Annotated in this window: 18 protein-coding genes; 6 read left to right on the forward strand and 12 right to left on the reverse strand. The window is 67.1% G+C overall.

What is annotated here, in order from left to right; translation table 11 throughout:
- Positions 1-10 precede the first annotated feature (10 nt).
- From QM841_RS08330 to QM841_RS08350, 5 genes are read right to left on the reverse strand one after another with little or no spacing between them, the layout of a single operon-like run.
- A complete protein-coding gene (locus QM841_RS08330) occupies positions 11-838 on the reverse strand; it encodes an ATP-binding cassette domain-containing protein (RefSeq protein WP_283331571.1) in 828 nt (275 codons plus the stop codon).
- Positions 838-1,824, reverse strand: a complete 987-nt coding sequence (locus QM841_RS08335) for an ABC transporter ATP-binding protein (RefSeq protein WP_283331572.1) — start codon at positions 1,822-1,824, stop codon at positions 838-840. Before QM841_RS08335 ends, QM841_RS08330 begins: the two co-directional genes overlap by 1 nt.
- A gap of 6 nt (positions 1,825-1,830) precedes the next feature.
- A complete protein-coding gene (locus tag QM841_RS08340) occupies positions 1,831-2,727 on the reverse strand; it encodes an ABC transporter permease (protein WP_283331573.1) in 897 nt (298 codons plus the stop codon).
- A gap of 5 nt (positions 2,728-2,732) precedes the next feature.
- Positions 2,733-3,794 carry an ABC transporter permease gene (locus QM841_RS08345; protein WP_283331574.1) on the reverse strand — a complete coding sequence of 354 codons (1,062 nt, stop codon included), beginning with the start codon at positions 3,792-3,794 and terminating at the stop codon, positions 2,733-2,735.
- Between the two features lie 11 nt (positions 3,795-3,805).
- Entirely contained in the window at positions 3,806-5,377 is a 1,572-nt protein-coding gene (locus QM841_RS08350; RefSeq protein WP_283331575.1) for an ABC transporter substrate-binding protein, read from the reverse strand.
- A 223-nt stretch (positions 5,378-5,600) separates the two neighbouring features.
- Between QM841_RS08350 and QM841_RS08355 the strand changes: the two genes are divergently transcribed.
- Positions 5,601-6,335 carry a GntR family transcriptional regulator gene (locus tag QM841_RS08355; protein ID WP_237735283.1) on the forward strand — a complete coding sequence of 245 codons (735 nt, stop codon included), beginning with the start codon at positions 5,601-5,603 and terminating at the stop codon, positions 6,333-6,335.
- A gap of 98 nt (positions 6,336-6,433) precedes the next feature.
- Here the strand turns inward: QM841_RS08355 and QM841_RS08360 are convergent, their stop codons facing one another.
- On the reverse strand, positions 6,434-7,723 hold the full coding sequence (locus QM841_RS08360; RefSeq protein WP_005260012.1) for an adenylosuccinate synthase: 1,290 nt from the start codon (positions 7,721-7,723) through the stop codon (positions 6,434-6,436).
- Positions 7,724-7,941: 218 nt separating this feature from the next.
- On the opposite strand from QM841_RS08360, the gene QM841_RS08365 reads away from it, so the two are divergent.
- Together QM841_RS08365 and QM841_RS08370 are read left to right on the forward strand one after the other, a co-directional pair.
- Positions 7,942-8,595 carry a hypothetical protein gene (locus QM841_RS08365; RefSeq protein ID WP_241962211.1) on the forward strand — a complete coding sequence of 218 codons (654 nt, stop codon included), beginning with the start codon at positions 7,942-7,944 and terminating at the stop codon, positions 8,593-8,595.
- Entirely contained in the window at positions 8,592-9,365 is a 774-nt protein-coding gene (locus QM841_RS08370; RefSeq protein WP_247252820.1) for a site-2 protease family protein, read from the forward strand. Before QM841_RS08365 ends, QM841_RS08370 begins: the two co-directional genes overlap by 4 nt.
- A gap of 39 nt (positions 9,366-9,404) precedes the next feature.
- On the opposite strand, the gene QM841_RS08375 is transcribed toward QM841_RS08370, so the two are convergent.
- The 4 genes from QM841_RS08375 to QM841_RS08390 are packed head-to-tail and all read right to left on the reverse strand — an operon-like array spanning position 9,405 to position 11,592.
- Positions 9,405-9,902 (reverse strand): winged helix-turn-helix transcriptional regulator, encoded by a 498-nt coding sequence (locus QM841_RS08375; protein WP_283331576.1) that lies wholly within the window; start codon positions 9,900-9,902, stop codon positions 9,405-9,407.
- A 41-nt stretch (positions 9,903-9,943) separates the two neighbouring features.
- Complete coding sequence (locus QM841_RS08380; protein WP_005238458.1) at positions 9,944-10,216, reverse strand: DUF6510 family protein; 273 nt, start codon at positions 10,214-10,216, stop codon at positions 9,944-9,946.
- A 19-nt stretch (positions 10,217-10,235) separates the two neighbouring features.
- Complete coding sequence (locus QM841_RS08385) at positions 10,236-11,003, reverse strand: ferredoxin reductase (RefSeq protein ID WP_283331577.1); 768 nt, start codon at positions 11,001-11,003, stop codon at positions 10,236-10,238.
- Positions 10,993-11,592, reverse strand: coding sequence for a sulfite oxidase-like oxidoreductase (locus tag QM841_RS08390; RefSeq protein WP_283331578.1), 600 nt, complete (start codon positions 11,590-11,592; stop codon positions 10,993-10,995). Before QM841_RS08390 ends, QM841_RS08385 begins: the two co-directional genes overlap by 11 nt.
- 106 nt (positions 11,593-11,698) lie before the next feature.
- Between QM841_RS08390 and QM841_RS08395 the strand changes: the two genes are divergently transcribed.
- Entirely contained in the window at positions 11,699-13,105 is a 1,407-nt protein-coding gene (locus QM841_RS08395) for an MFS transporter (RefSeq protein ID WP_283331579.1), read from the forward strand.
- A gap of 31 nt (positions 13,106-13,136) precedes the next feature.
- Positions 13,137-14,306: a thiolase family protein gene (locus tag QM841_RS08400; RefSeq protein ID WP_280784141.1), complete on the forward strand. Its 1,170-nt coding sequence runs from the start codon at positions 13,137-13,139 to the stop codon at positions 14,304-14,306.
- A gap of 17 nt (positions 14,307-14,323) precedes the next feature.
- Here the strand turns inward: QM841_RS08400 and QM841_RS08405 are convergent, their stop codons facing one another.
- Positions 14,324-15,280: a helix-turn-helix transcriptional regulator gene (locus QM841_RS08405; RefSeq protein WP_283331580.1), complete on the reverse strand. Its 957-nt coding sequence runs from the start codon at positions 15,278-15,280 to the stop codon at positions 14,324-14,326.
- A gap of 63 nt (positions 15,281-15,343) precedes the next feature.
- On the opposite strand from QM841_RS08405, the gene QM841_RS08410 reads away from it, so the two are divergent.
- Positions 15,344-15,676: a pyridoxamine 5'-phosphate oxidase family protein gene (locus QM841_RS08410; protein WP_283331581.1), complete on the forward strand. Its 333-nt coding sequence runs from the start codon at positions 15,344-15,346 to the stop codon at positions 15,674-15,676.
- Positions 15,677-15,679: 3 nt separating this feature from the next.
- Here QM841_RS08410 and QM841_RS08415 read toward each other — a convergent pair whose 3' ends face one another.
- A complete protein-coding gene (locus tag QM841_RS08415) occupies positions 15,680-16,087 on the reverse strand; it encodes a hypothetical protein (RefSeq protein ID WP_283331582.1) in 408 nt (135 codons plus the stop codon).
- Positions 16,088-16,089 lie beyond the last annotated feature (2 nt).

The following is a 16,089-nucleotide window of genomic DNA, read 5'->3' on the forward strand; positions in this document are numbered from 1 at the left end:
CTCGACGGCCTCACGGCAGAGTCAGGACGCCACCGGGGATGGTTCGCCCGGCACGTGCCAGATCCGGGTCGGGAACCGGCACCGCCTCGAGCAGTTCGCGGGTGTATCGGTGACGTGGAGTGGAGAACACCTGCCGGGTGGGCCCTTCCTCCACCACCACGCCGGATCGAAGGACCGCCACCTGAGAACAGAGTTGCTGCACGATCGCGAGATCGTGCGCGATGAACAAGATCGTCAAACCGAGCTCCTCGTGCAGGGACGCCAGCAGGTTGATCACCTGTGCCTGTACCGAGACGTCCAGGGCCGACACCGGTTCGTCGCACACGAGCAACCTCGGGCGAAGGATCAGGGCACGCGCGATGGCGATACGCTGCCGCTGTCCACCGGAGAACGTCGCCGGCAATCGGCCCATCGCATCCGGGTCGAGACCCACCTCGATCAGGGTCTGCGCGACCCGCTCGCGCCGCTCCGCGCGGGTACGGGCCAGCCGGTGCACGACGAGTCCCTCGCCGACGATCTGCTCCACCGTCATCCGAGGGTTGAGGCTGGCGTACGGATCCTGCGCGACCAACTGGACGTCGCGACGAAACCGGCGCAGCTCTCCGCCCCGGAGCGCATGGACGTCACGCCCTTCGAAGGTGGCGGTCCCGGAGTCCGGTCGCTCGAGCCGAACGATGCACTTGACGAGCGTGGATTTGCCGGAACCGGATTCGCCGACCAGCCCGAACGTTCCGCCCTCTGGTACCGACAGGTACACGTCATCGAGCGCCTTGCTGCCGCGGGATCCTCCGAAAGACTTGTTCAGAGCTCGGATGTCGAGAAGAGGTGTCCCGTTCATCAGTTCCCGCTCCCTTGATCGAGATGGCAGGCGAGACGTCCGCCGTCAGCGGTCGCCGTCGTCGGTGGGGTTTCACTCGCGCAGCGCTCCATCGCGACAGGACATCGCGGATGGAAGGGGCAACCGGCGGGCCGCAGCGCCGGTGACGGAGGCGCACCGGGAATGGTGGTCATCCGCGAAGGATGAACATCCAGCCTCGGCACCGCAGCGAGCAGTCCTGCGGTGTAGGGGTGCAGAGGGTCCGCGAACAGTGCTCGGACCGGACGATCCTCCACGATCCGCCCCGAGTACATCACCGCGACACGGTCGGCGAGTCCGGCGACGACCCCGAGGTCGTGCGTGATCAACAGGAGGCCGAGCCCTCGTTCACGGGTGACCTCGTCGAGCAGATTCAGCACCTGTTGTTGCACTCGGACATCGAGTGCGGTCGTCGGTTCGTCGGCGATCAGAACTTCCGGCTCACCGATGAGGGCCATCGCGAGAACTACCCGTTGCCGCATGCCCCCGGAGAATTCGTGCGGATAGGCGCCGAGTCGTTCGTGCGCACGCACCACCCCGAGTTCGCTCAGCACCTCGGCAGCCCGCCGCAGTGCGTCCTTCTTCCTGATGCCGCGTTGCCGGAGTGGCTCGCTCACCTGTGCGCCGATCGACTGCAGCGGGTCGAGCGCACCCATCGGGTCCTGGAACACCATCCCGATGCGATTGCCCCGGATCGTGCTGAGGCGGCGTTCGGTCTGCGCCAGGATCTCCGTGTCGCCCAGCCGAATCGAACCGCCGATCGTCAGTGAACCGTCCAAACGCATGAGTGCGCGTGCCGTCACCGACTTTCCCGAACCCGATTCGCCTACCAGAGCCACGCGCTCGCCCGCCGCCACCGTGAGATCCACGCCGTCCACCAACCGGACGGACGTGCCGCCCGGCTCCGTGTCGATGGTCAGCCCGGAGATCTGGAGAAGTGCCGTGCGCTGAACTGTTTCTGTCGTCATGTTCGATCACGCTCCTTGTCGTGCAGGGTCGCGCCGCTCGTGCAACATGTCACCGAGCAGGCCGAAGGCCGCGGCCGTGATGACGATCGCGATGCCCGGCACGAGCGCAGCCCACCAGGCCGTCGACAGGTAGTCACGTGCGCCGGCGACGGCCGCGCCCCACTCCGCGCTGGGCGGCTGCGCGCCGACACCGATGAACGACAGACCCGCGAGCACCAGAACGGTGTTGCCGATGTCCCCTGCCCATTTGACGGTCATGACGTCGAGCGAGTTCGGCAGCACGTGCCGTGTCATCAGGCGCCATCGACCGACCCCGAGGACCACTGCGCCGTCCACGAACGGCGACGCCATCGTCTCGCGCATCACCCCGCGCAGCAGTCGCGCCGTGTACGGCCAGCCGGTGGCGATCATCGCGATCAGAGCGCTGCTCAGGCTCGGACCGAGTGCAGCGGCGATACCCAGTGCCACGACGAGTCCGGGAAGAGCGAACCCGATGTCCGTCACTCGCATGAGAGTTTCGTCGAGCCACCGTCCGCCGACCGTGGCCATCGTGGCGAGAACCGTTCCGATGAGCGAGTACGCGGCGACGACCAGAACCGCGGACAGCACCGACGACCGGGCGCCCGCGATCGTGCGCCACAGAACATCGCGCCCTTGGTCGTCGGTCCCGAGCCAGTGTTCGCTGCTGGGAGCGGTAAGGGCGTTCGCGATATCCGACCGGTAGACGGATTCCGGTGCGATCCAGGGACCGGCGACGGCGAGCACCACGATCACGGCGACAGCACCGACGACGACGACGTCGAGAAGTCCCCATCTCGATCGGCGTCGACGCCCGCGAATCGAGGCGGATCTCCATCGGCCGACCACTCCGGTCACTCCGGTGACATTCGCTGCAATACTCATCGGACTCACTGCACCTTTCCGGGTGTACGCAGCCGGGGGTCGTGGGCCAGCTGGAGCATGTCCACGATGAAGTTCGCGACGACGACGATCACGCCGACGACGGTGACGGTGCCGATGACCGCGGTGATGTCCTTGCGGCTGACCGCATTGGAGAGGTAGTCGCCGACCCCGGACAACCCGAACACGGACTCGACGAAGATCGCGGAACCGACGAGCATGCCGATCTCGATGCCGATGATGTTCAGAAGCGGTCCGGTCGCGTTGGGAAGTGCATGCCTGGTCCACAGACGCAGGGTTGGAACACCTTTCGCTCGGGCAACGGTCATGTGATCGCGGCCCCGGACCCGGAGGAGATCGGCACGGAGAGCCCGGAACATCTGTGCGGCGACGGCGACGGAAAGCACGAACGCGGGCAGCATCAGATGCTGAAACGCATTGCTGAACGCGGCGAAGTCTCCGGCGAGGGTGGCGTCGACGAGTGTCATGCCCGTTCGGTGCGGGACCTCGACGCCCACCGAGATACGTCCCGAGATCGGCAGGATCTGCAGCCACGAGCCCAGCACCCATTGCAACATCAGCGCGAGCCAGAAACCGGGAAGCCCGAATGCGACGATCGCACCGACGCGGCTGACCTTGTCGAATCCTCCTCGTGATCGCGCCGCTGCGATCGTCGCCATCGGAACCGCGAAGGATACCGCGAGCACCATTGCGAGAAAGACCAATTCGAGCGTTCCGGGTAGTCGCGCGAGAACGTCGTCGAGCACCGGCTGGCGGGTCGAACTCGAGGTGCCCAGATCGCCGTGGAGCATCCGGCCGAGATAGTCGAAATACTGCCTGGCCGCCGGCTTGTCCAGTCCCAGCTGACTACGCACCTCTTCCACCTGGTCCGGAGTGGCGCTCTCCCCCGCGGCCACCTGCGCTTCGTCCCCGGGAATCACCTTGGTCATGGCGAAGACGATGGTGGCCAGTCCGACCAGGGTGAGGAGCGCCGCGCCCAGTTTGCGGCCGAGAAACGCCACCGGCGCCGTGAGGCGATGTACGGCGCGAGGCATGTCGAGTGTCGTCATCGGGTACTCCCTCACGCCACGCGGATCGCGGGAACCCAGACTCCGCTGCCCACGACCGCCGGACCGACACCGGTCACCCTGTTGCTGTGAGCGGTGGTCTGCCCCAGGGTGTACATGTTGACGGCCACCGCGTCGTTGCGAATATCCTCTTGAGCCTGCTTGTACAGGTCACACCGCGCCGCGGCATCGGATGTCTCGGCCGCGCGGCCGAGCAACTCGTCCACCGTGGGATTGATGTAGCCGGACTTGTTCGTTCCGACCTGGTCCGACTTGTAAGTCTTGACGAGCATCACTCCGGGATCCGGGTACTGCGCGAAGTCGGTGGCGAGCATCATCTGCGGAATCGAGTCGGGCGATTTCAGAGCGGACAGATAATCCGCGTACGCGATGGGCTCGAGATCCAGCGTGACACCGATCTGCGCGAGGTTGGACTGCAGCAGCGTCGCCTCGCGTTCCTGCTCCTTGAAGACGGGCTGGAATTTCATGGTGAGGGTGAGGTCGGACATTCCGGCGTCGGAGAGCAACTTCTTCGCCTGTTCGAGATCCTGCCCGTAGGCGGGCATCTCCGGCCGGCACGAGAACTGTCCGGGCAGCGGGCCGGTGGCGATGCTGCCGTTGCCACCACGAATCGTGGCGAGGCCACCGGTGTAGTCGTACGCCAGCTGGATGGCCTGTCGTACGGCCTTGTTCGCCGTCGGCCCGTTCATCACGTTGAAGAAGATGTTCGCCTGAAGGTTGACGGGCTGACTCTGCACCGTCACGCCGGAGAAGCCGTCCAGCGCCTCGGCGTCGGCGTTGGTGAGCCCGAAGGACACATCGATGTTGCCTGCCTTCAGTTCCGCACTCTGCGTGGCGCTCTCGTCGATTCGCCGATAGACGAGCGAGGCCGGACGACCCGCGTCGCCCGCCCAGTAGTCGTCGAACCGTGTCAGCGTGTACGTGTCGGTACCGCCCGGGCCCGCCAGGAAGTAGGGCCCGGACCCGGCGTCGTGTCCCGCGAGATAGGCCTGCCCCCGATCGGTCCCCTCGTTGGCTTTCACGAGGGCCGAGTTGAGGATGTAGATCTTCGAGAGAGCGCCGAGGAACAGCGAGTTCGGTTCCGTCAGTTCGATCGTCAGGCTCCGCGGACCGGTGACCGTGGTACCCAGGTATCCAGTCATCTGACCGGCAATACCCTGCCCCAGCGCCGCCGTCCGATCGAGTGTGTAACGGACGTCCTCGGGGGTGACGGGGGCACCGTCGTGGAAGGTAGCCCCGCGCAGGGTCATCTGGATCGATCGCGCATCCGGAGACGGGACGAACTCGGACGCGAGCTGACCGACGATCTCGTTGTCGGCGTCGTATGTGACCAGGGTGTCGTACAAGGCCTGGTCGACGAAGTTCGTCTGAGCGTAGTCGGCGCGGATGGGGTCGAGCGTGGAGATCTGATTCTGGTAGGCCAGGACGACAGGCCGGTCGCCCGGTCCGCCTCCTGCGTCGGTCCTGGCTGCGCTGGTGCACGCCACCAAGGAAAAGGTGACCGACAGGCCGATCAGCGCATACCCGAAACCCTTGCGAGCAAGCATTTTTCGTTCAGTGGACACGGGAATCCTTCCGCATGGAGAGGGTAGTTCCGAAGCTTTCGACGAAGTGAGCGGCGACCGAATTTGCGCCACACTGCGCTGCCGGGCCGGATGTATATGGTCTACCAAGCGCGGAACCCGAGCGCCAAGCGTGGAGCGTTACATTCGGGTTAATCCCTCTGACCAGCACTGTCACGAAACGCGTCCGGTGGTCGACTTCAGCTTGGTATGCCATCATCGGTTCATGACGGTGAACCTGAACGGCGAGATCGGGGTCGCGGAGTCCACGGCGTCGCCTCTGGGCACGGGCGTGGCCGGCGGACTGTCGGACGTGCCACTCCCGAAACAGATCTATTCCGTGATTCGTGAGCGCATCATCTCGGGCGCGTATCCACCCGGCAGTCGCCTGCGGGAGCGCGAACTGTCGCAGGAGTTCGACGTCTCGCGGGTCCCGCTCCGCGAGGCGTTGCCCCAGCTGGAGTGGGACGGTTTCATTCAGATCCTGCCGCGGCGGGGCGCGGTCGTGACTCAGCTGTCGTTACGCGACATCGAGGAACTGTTCGACGTGCGGTTGGCGTTGGAACCGTACGCGGCACGATGCGCAGCCGAGAACGTCGCTCGGGGTGCATCCATGGAGGCGCTGCTGTCGACGATGGCGCGCACCGAGGAATTGATCGGAAACGACGAACCCCTCCTGATCCCGGCAGTCAACGCGCGGTTCCACATGGACGTCGTCGAACTGTCCGGCAACAAGCTCCTCGTGTCGGTGATGAATTCGCTGATGGGCCGGGTCCACTGGTTGTTCCGGCTGACGTGGCACCACAATCCCGCGGTGTCGTGTGCGGCGCACCGGGAACTCGTCGAAGCGATCCGCAGCGGAAACGGGAGACTCGCGGAAGCCAGCGCGTTCGCTCACATCGAGCACGGGCGCAAGCCGACGTTGGAGCGCCTCGCGCCGTCCCTGCCCGCAACCCTGTAGGTTGCCGCACCACCTACCCGTCGCCCGATGTCACATCGGTTCGATCTGACGGAACCGCGGTGACATCGGGCGACGGGTCAAGCGAAGAAGAGCGCGGACTACCGAACCACGTCCCGGCGGACGATGGTCTCGTCGCGGCCGGGGCCGACGCCGATGCAGGAGATGTACGCACCCGACAGCTCCTCGAGGCGCAGGACGTAGTTCTGCGCGTTCTTCGGGAGTTCCTCGAACGTCCGGGCGTGCGAGATGTCTTCCCACCAGCCGGGCATTTCCTCGTAGATCGGCTTGGCGTGGTGAACGTCGGTCTGCGACATGGGCATCTCGTCGTACCGCACGCCGTCGACGTCGTAACCGACGCAGATCGGGATGGTGTCGAGGCTGCTGAGCACGTCGAGCTTGGTGAGGAAGTAGTCGGTGATGCCGTTGACACGCGTTGCGTAGCGGGCGATCACGGCGTCGAACCATCCGGTGCGACGGGCACGGCCGGTGGTGACACCCACCTCGCCACCGGTCTTGGCGAGGTATTCGCCGTTCTGGTCGAAGAGTTCGGTCGGGAACGGGCCCGAGCCGACGCGGGTGGTGTACGCCTTGAGGATGCCCAGCACCGTCGTGATCTTGGTGGGTCCGATGCCCGAACCGACCGCTGCGCCACCGGACGTCGGGTTGGACGACGTCACGTACGGGTAGGTGCCGTGGTCGACGTCGAGGAGCGTGCCCTGCGAACCCTCCAGCAGCACCGTCTCACCGCGCTCGAGTGCCTCGTTGAGCTGCAGGCGCGTGTCCGCGATGCGGTGCTTGAAACCGTCGGCCTGCTCGAGCACCTCGTCGACGACCTGCTGCGGGTCGAGGGCCTTGCGGTTGTAGATCTTGACGAGCACCTGGTTCTTGAACTCGAGTGCCGCCTCGACCTTCTGGGTGAGGATCTTCTCGTCCAGCACGTCCTGCACGCGGACGCCGACACGCGCGAGTTTGTCCTGGTAGCAGGGCCCGATGCCGCGGCCGGTGGTGCCGATCTTCTTGGCTCCGAGGAAGCGTTCGGTGACCTTGTCGATGGCCACGTGGTACGGCATGATCAGGTGCGCATCGGCCGAGAGCAGCAGGCGGCTGGTGTCCACGCCCCGCTCGTCGAGTCCGGCGAGTTCGGTGAGCAGCACTCCCGGGTCCACCACGACACCGTTGCCGATGACGTTCGTGACGCCCGGAGTGAGGATTCCGGACGGGATCAGATGCAGAGCGAACTTGTCGCCGTTCGGAAGAACCACTGTGTGTCCGGCGTTGTTACCGCCCTGGTAGCGCACCACCCACTGCAGGCGTCCGCCCAGTAGATCGGTAGCTTTGCCCTTGCCCTCGTCGCCCCACTGGGCGCCGATCAGGACGATTGCCGGCATGACGTTGTCTCCTACGGTCGACGTACAGTCGTATCCGACTGCGTGGTCCTGCCGTTCGTAGGCAGTGGCCGGGGGAACAGTCTAGCCGAGGGCACGGAGAACAGACCCCACAGTACGGCTGGGGAGGCCATCTCGGGCGTGCCACTAGGATGATCCGAAAGGGAAGCTGCGGAAATCGCGGCGGGACATCCGGGCGAGGAGTGGCGTTGACCCCCGTAGTGCTCATTTGCGGCGACGTGCCGCTTCCCCTGCCTCTGGGCTCCATTTCGACCTCGAGCGCACCTGCCGTCCCGGACAAGGACGACTTCGACGAGGTCTTCTCCAAACTTCAGGTCGTCGTGGATCCGCGACTGATCGTGGTGGGCAGCGACGCCGCCTTCGCGGCCACCCTGACCCGGTTGATGCGCACCGATCGCCTGCACATCGAACTCGCGTACGTCGCGGAGCATCGTTCGGAGGCGACGGACGCCTACCACCTGTCCTCCGGCGCCCGCGGCGCCCGCACCGCGCTGAAGGGGACGGCCAAGCCGGTCCCCCTCATCCGCGACGACGCGGGGATCGCGCTCGTCGGGTGCGCCACCGTCACGGGTCCGGACGGGGGTCCGCTCGTCGGCGAGGCCTACGTCGACGACACCCGGCTGTTCTCGGGGACGACGACGAGCATGAACGTCACCCCGACCCCACGGATGCCCGGTCTGCGGGCGTCGGTCGAGCCTCGCAGGCGCTGGCTCCCCCGCCGCTGGGTCGAGGGTCGCGCCGTGCAGCTCGGGTCGCCCGCGGCGGCGCTGAACCGGGACGGCGTGCCGAACCCGCGCGACGTCAAGCGTTCGACGTTCTACCGGCACGATCAAGAGTGGTTGCTGGTCCGATGAGCCTGCCCAGGGCGCGGACCACCGCGGTCCGGCCCAGTCCGGTGTTCCTCCTGGTCGTCGCTGTCGCGGTCGCCGGCGGTGTTCTCGCGTGGCGCGCCGAACTGGAGTCGGTGCTCGGCCACGTCGGGGTGTTCCTGCTGGTGGTCGCGGGATGGGTGGTGACGCTCTGCCTGCACGAGTTCGCGCACGCGTACACGGCGTGGCGGCACGGCGACACCGACGTCGAGGTGCGCGGCTACCTCACGCTCAACCCGGTGAAGTACAGCCACCCGCTGCTGTCGATCGGTCTGCCGGTGCTGTTCATCGCACTCGGCGGGATCGGGTTGCCCGGCGGCGCCGTGTACCTGCGGACCGGACTGTTCTCGCCGAAGGTGCAGGCGCGGGTGTCGCTCGCCGGACCCGCCGTGAACCTGGTGTCCGCGATCGTCCTGCTCGCCGTGATCCGCTGGTTCGGGCTGGGCGGCGACCACCAGGTGTTCTGGACGGGACTGAGCTTTCTCGCGTTCCTGCAGGTGATGGCCACCGTGCTCAATCTCCTGCCGGTGCCCGGACTCGACGGGTACGCCGCGCTCGAACCGTTCCTGCCGCCGCGCACTCGGAGGTCCGTCGACCAGTTCAAGCCGTACGGACTGCTGATCCTCGTGGCGCTGCTGTTCGTGCCGTCGATCAACGTGGTGTTCTTCGACGTCATCTACCGGCTGTTCGAACTGTCCGGGGTGCCGGAGATCTACGCGCAGTACGGCAACTACCTGATGCGCTTCTGGCTCTGACCCGTGAGTACTTGTTAACCGCCCGCGGTTAACAAGTACTCACGGGCGGGACGCATCCTCTTCGGTGAAGTTGGGGGTCAGCCGCAGTTCCGCCAACGGCACCTCGCGGTCGGGGCTGCGGACCTCGACGCGCACGGGTTCGCCGGTCGCGTCGTCCCGCATCCCGATGGGCGCACCGTGCTTGCCCTGGAGGTACTTGTCGCCCCACTGCATCAGCGCGAGCACGGCGGGCAGGAGGTCTCGCCCCTTCTCGGTGAGCACGTATTCGAAGCGGGTGCGCTGCCCGGGCTCCTTGTAGGGTTGCCGCTCGAACAGGCCCTCGGCCGTCAGTTCACGCAGCCTGGACGCCGCAACGGCCTCGGTGATGCCGACCCGTTTCGCGAAGTCGTCGAATCGCGTGGTGCCGTAGTAGGCCTCGCGCAGGATCAGGACGGCCGAACGCGTGCCGATCACGTCCATCGCCTTGCCGATGGAGCAGTGCGTCGCCCGCCAGGTGTCGCGATCTGCCAGAAAGCCGTCCAACCGTGCCGCGTCCATGCACCTCAGCATAGCTGACTTGCAAATTCCATAGTCAGCGCTCACAGTTTCCAGGACAGGTGCGACAGCCCGCTGGCGTCGAGCTCGAGCCCGCGCGGAGTCGACACCAGTCGCAGCAGCACCTCCTGACATCCCGGACACCGCACGACGACACCGGGCGCACGCGTATAGACGTGCACCGCCGCCATCGGTCCGTCGAGACCGCAGAACCGGCACTGCCCGGTCGCCGCGGTGAGGTCGTGAACGAAGATCTCCGCGAACGGCCCGCCGAGAACGTTCCCGTCCTCGAAGTCGTTGCCCTGCAACGTACTCATCGACAATTCCTTCCTCCGGTCACGGCCCCGAAGGACCGAACCTCTCGGTCTTGATGTCGTCCGGCGAGTGCCCGAGCGAGAGCAGCAGGCGAGCCGCCTCCTCGACGAATCCGGTGGGCCCGCACACGAAGCAGCGCGGGGCGAAGTCCGCCGGCCATCCCCATGCCGCGAGATCGGCGGCGGTGATCCGACCCGCCGGACGCCGCGGCGAGTCCTCACGGGTGCAGAGGACGAACGTCTCGACTCCCCCGTCGCCGCTCCCGGGCCGGTTCAGCTCGTCCGCGAACAATTCGTCGGCCTGCGTCCGGAGGGAGTACACGAGCCGGAACGGCGTGCGGTCGTGCCGGAACCGGCGCTCGCGAATCATCGACATCAGCGGCACGATCCCCGACCCACCCGCGACGAGAAGCACCGGCGCGCCGCCACCTTCGCGCGGCGACCACACGAACCAGCCACCGATCGGTCCGCGCACCTCGATCAGATTGCCCGCGGCGAACACGTCGGTCAGATACGGAGACACCTCGCCGTCCGCCACCCGCTGGACGACCAACCGCAGTCGCCACCCGTCCCGTGAACGCTCGGCCGGCGACGCCAGCGAGTAACTCCGTTCGGTGGTGTATCCGTCGGGACCGGTCAGGCGGAGATCGACGTGCTGCCCGGCGCGATGCCCAGGCCACTCCGGAACCTCGAGGACCAGGGCCCGCGCACTCGCCGTCTCGGGCCACGACTCGACGAGTTCCGCCACTCGCCAGCTGAGCACCGCCCGGCCCAGAAGTTCACTGGTCACCCTGATACCTCTGCTCCCGCCACGGGTCGCCGCGATCGTGGTACCCGAGCTGTTCCCAGAAACCCGGGACGTCCTGGGTGACGAGCTGGATCGACCGAACCCACTTCGCGGACTTCCACAGGTAGAGATGAGGCACGAGCAGACGGGCCGGACCCCCGTGCACCGGCGTGAGCGGCGCGCCCTCGTAGGTGTGCACGATCCACGCCTTGCCGCCGAGGATGTCGGAGACGGGAAGGTTGGTGGTGTAGCCGCCGTCGCATCCGACGAGGACGAATCCCGCGGACGTCTCGACGTCCGCGAACAGGGTGTCGAGGGAGACGCCCTTCCACGAGGTTCCGAACTTCGACCATCGCGTGACGCAGTGGAGGTCGACCGTCGGCCGCTCCTGCGGGAGCTTCATGAATTCGGCCCACGACCACTCGTGGCGCCGGCCGGTCTCGTCCGTCACGGTCAGCGTCCACGTCTCGGTCGGGACGCGGGGCGTCGGTCCTGCCGAGAGGACCGGGAAATCGCCGACCTCGTACTGCCCGGGCGGAAGAGAGTGCTCGCTGCGAGGTCTGCCGTGGAAGCCGGGGGTCAGAACAGCCATGCCTCACGTTAGGACCGCCGCGGGGTCTTCGCAGCGCAAACCGGCGATCCGAGTCGCCCATCACACCTGACTTGCGTTAGTCATAGTCAGGTGTAGATTGCTGACTATGGCCCTCAATAGTCAGGTGCGTGAGGAAGTGCGGGTCGGCCCGCTCCTCACCGTCCTCTCCGGCGCGCCGTTCGTCGCCAGCCTCGATCTGTTCGTCGTCAACGTCGCGTTCGGCGACATCGCGGCGAGCTATCCCGGGTACAGCCTCGGCGACCTCAGCTGGGTGCTGGGCGGCTACGCGATCGTGTTCGCCGCACTCCTTGTTCCGCTCGGACGCTGGGCCGACCGCGTCGGCCGCCGGCGCGGATTCCTTCTCGGGCTGGCGCTGTTCACCGCGGCCAGCGCGGCATGCGCGCTGAGCCCCTCGCTGTGGCTGCTCGTCGCCTTCCGACTCCTTCAGGCCGTCGGTGCGGCCGCCCTGACCCCAGCCAGCCTGGGACTGCTCATCAGCACGGTCCCCGAAGCCAGACGTGCGGGCGCGGTCCGGATCTGGGCCGCGTCGGGTGCCGCGGCCGCGGCCTTCGGACCCGTGGTGGGTGGCCTGCTCGTCGAGGCGTCGTGGCGCTGGGCCTTCCTGATCAACGTCCCCATCGGAATCGCGTTCCTGATCGCCACCGTCCGGTTGGTCCCCGACTTCCGCCCGACCGCCCGCGACGCGGACCTCGACCTGTTCGGGGCTGCACTACTGACCGTCGGTATCGGCGCCCTCGCACTCGGACTGGTCCAGGGACCCGACTGGGGATGGGGCGACCCCCGAATCGCGCTCGCCTTCACCGTCGCTGCCGTGTCCGTCGCACTGTTCTGGTGGAGCAACAGCCGACAGCGTGAGCCGCTCATCGAACCCGCCATGCTGAAGGTGCGCACGTTCGCCTGGTCGAACGTGACCGCGCTCGCGTTCAGTGCCGCCTTCGCGGCCGGTCTGCTCGCGAACATCCTGTGGCTGCAGCAGGTGTGGGGCTACTCCGCGCTTCTGACGGGTCTCGCGATCGCGCCGGGCCCGTTGATGGTGCCGGTGTTCGCCGTGGTCGGCCAGTTCCTGTCCCGCACGTTCTCGGCCGCAGCGCTCACCGCGGCGGGTAGCGCCCTGTGGGCGGCCGGCGCCGTGCTCGTCCTCTCGTCCGTCGGGAGGGAACCGCAGTATGCGTCGGAACTGCTGCCCGGCTGGATGATCGCGGGTGTCGGGGTCGGACTGGCGTTGCCGACGATCCTGTCGTCCGCCACCGCCGGACTACCGCAGACGCGCTCGGCCACCGGTAGCGCCGTCGTCACCATGAGCCGTCAGGTCGGAACCGTGCTGGGCGTGAGCATGCTGGTCGCAATCCTCGGCACGACCACCGGTTACGCAGACACCCACTCCGCCTTCCAACTCGCCTGGTCGGCGGTGGCGGTGGTGGCCGTCGTCGCCGCACTCACCGCCACACGGATGAATCCACCCCGTGAGTACTTGTCAACCGCCCGCGGTTGACAAGTACTCACAGCACCGAAAGGGAACCATCATGAGAGACGCCGTCATCGTCGAGGCCGTCCGCACGCCGATCGGCAAGGGCAAGCCCTCGGGCGCCCTGCACGGAGTGCACCCCGTCGACCTTCTCGCCCACAGCCTGTCGACCCTCGTCGAGCGCACGGGAATCGATCCCGCGCTGATCGACGACGTCATCGGCGGCACCGTCACCCAGGTCGGGGACCAGAGCCAGAACATCACCCGCAGTGCGCTTCTGGCCGCCGGATTCCCCGAATCCGTGCCCGGCACGACCGTCGACCGGCAGTGCGGCAGCAGCCAGCAGGCCGTTCACTTCGCCGCGCAGGGCGTGATGTCGGGTGCCTACGACATCGTCGTCGCCGCCGGTGTCGAATCGATGGGCCGAGTTCCGATGGGATCCAGCAGCATCGGACGCGAATCGATGGGCGTGGGCTTCGAGCGCCGCTACCCCGACGGCCTCGTCCCGCAGGGAATCAGCGCCGAACTCATCGCCGCCCGGTGGGGACTGTCCCGCACCCAGCTCGACGAGTTCGCCCTGCGCAGCCACCAGAAGTCCGCGGCGGCAACGAGTGCCGGGAACTTCGCGAAGGAACTCGCCGTCCTGCCGGAGCTGAGCGTCGACGAGGCCATCCGGCCGGACACGACGCTCGACGCACTCGCCGGCCTGCGACCGGCCTTCCGCAGCGACTTCTACGAGGAGCGGTTCCCCCAGATCGACTGGTCGATCACCGCGGGCAACAGCAGTCCCCTGTCCGACGGAAGTGCGGCGCTGATGATCACCACGAGTGAGATCGCGGGACGCCTGGGACTGCGCCCGCTGGCCCGGCTCCACAGTTTCGCCGTCGTCGGCGACGACCCGCTGATGATGCTCACCGCCGTCATTCCCGCGACACGCAAGGTGCTGCAGCGCAGCGGACTCGACATCTCCGACATCGACCTGTTCGAGGTCAACGAGGCGTTCGCGTCGGTGGTCCTGGCCTGGGCGGCAGACACCGGAGCCGACCTGGACCGCGTCAACGTGCACGGCGGCGCGATCGCGCTCGGACATCCACTGGGGGCCAGTGGCGCCCGCATCATGACCACGCTGGTCAACGCGATGGAGCAGCGCGGGGCCCGGTTCGGGCTGCAGACCATGTGCGAGGCCGGCGGACTCGCCAATGCCACGGTGCTCGAACGACTCGTGTGACGCGGCAGTAGTCCACCTCAGCCGTTTCGGCGGGCGATCGCGTCCCCCACCACACGCAGCGACTCTCGCAGCGAGTGCGGCTGGAGCACTTCGACTCCCCCGCCGAGAACGGTCAACTGCTCGAGCGCCACGTCCTCGGCCTCGAGCACCAGGTCGACGGTCACCCAGCCGTCGTCGTCCGGCGTTCCGGCTTCGACCCGTGCGGCCTCCACACCGACCACCCGGGGCAGCCGGCGCCACGACGCGGGCGACAGGCGCACCCGGCACCGGAAACGCAGGAGCGCACGATCGAATTCGGCCACCGACGCCGACCACCACGCACCCAGATCGAAGTTGTCGGGCCGCACCGCCGCTTGTTTCAGCACGGTCGCGTCACTGATCCGCGACACGCGATACGACAGCGTCCGTCCGCGATGCTGCGCAACGAGATACCAGACACCGGCCTTCGCCACCAGCCCCAGGGGGTCGAGAGTTCTTGCCGCCGAACGGCTCCCCTTGCGGTAGCGGATGCCGAGGCGCCGGCCCTCGAGCACCGCGGACGCCACCACCGGGAGCTCACCGTTGTCGCGTGGTCCGTCGAACCAGCCGGGGGCGTCGACGTAGAGGCGATCTCGCCACAGCTGAGCCCCGGCGCGCAACGGGACCGGCAACGCCCCCAACAGCTTCGACTGCGCCGCAGCGGTGACGTCGCGAAGACCGAGATCGTCGGCGATCGACGGGACACCGAGCAACATCAACACGGACGTCTCCTCGCCCGTCATGCCGCCGAGTTTCGACTGCCAGCCGTCGAGCAACCGGATTCCGCCGCCGGGCCCGCTCTCCGTCCACAACGGCACACCGGCCGCCGACAACGCCGTGACGTCGCGATACACGGTGCGGACCGAGACCCCGAGTTCGTCCGCGAGTTGCTGCGCGGTGGCCCCGCGACTGCCCTCCAGACGGAGCATGACCTCGACGAGCCGACTCGAACGCATGCTCCGATTCTAGTGAAAATCCCTGACAGTAGATGTCAGGGATAGGAGAGCACACTGGTCGGCATGACCAACTGGACGCAGTTCGAGACCGAAGCACCCGACCTCGCCAAGGCTGTCGCCGCACGCTTCGAGGCGCACAAGCACCACGTACTGGCGACGCTCCGCAAGGACGGTTCCCCGAGGGTGAGCGGCACCGAGGTCGAGTTCTACGAAGGCGCGTTACTGCTCGGCTCGATGGTTGGTGCACGCAAAGTACAGGACCTGCAACGCGATCCGCGATTCTCTCTCCACAGCAACCCCGGTCACCACACGATGGTGCTCACCACCGTCGACGGCGACCACCTGTACGTCGATCTGTGGCGACCGGGTGCGGAGGTCACCCGGTTCACCAAGTGACGGTTACTGCGTGACGGCGAATCCGAAGCCGAGAGTGCAGGCCTCGAGCGGCCCCTTCGGCCCGTCGGGGTCGTAGGTTCCGCCGGGAATCAGGTGTCCGGTGAAGCCGGGCAGTTCGCGTTCGACACCCTCACCGTTCGTCAACGGCCCGGACGAGCCGATCGTCGGCGCCTGGCCGCCGATGTTCAGGTAGGTCACCTGAGCGTCGGTCGTGGCCTTTTCCGGCCCCTCGAACTCCCACTCGACCTGGTTGCCTTCCTTTTCGACATCGAGCGTCGCGGCGGGTTTACAGTTCGCCAGCGGGTCGGGCATGAACGGCGCGGCGGAGGCGGTGGCAGGTGCTGCGAAGAGGGCGGCCGCACCGAGTGCGGCAACGGCGACGGGTCGTGCGAACGCTGCGAGAGTGGACATGG

Source organism: Rhodococcus sp. IEGM 1307 (assembly GCF_030056915.1).
In the GTDB taxonomy this organism is placed as follows: Bacteria; Actinomycetota; Actinomycetes; order Mycobacteriales; family Mycobacteriaceae; genus Rhodococcus_F; species Rhodococcus_F opacus_D.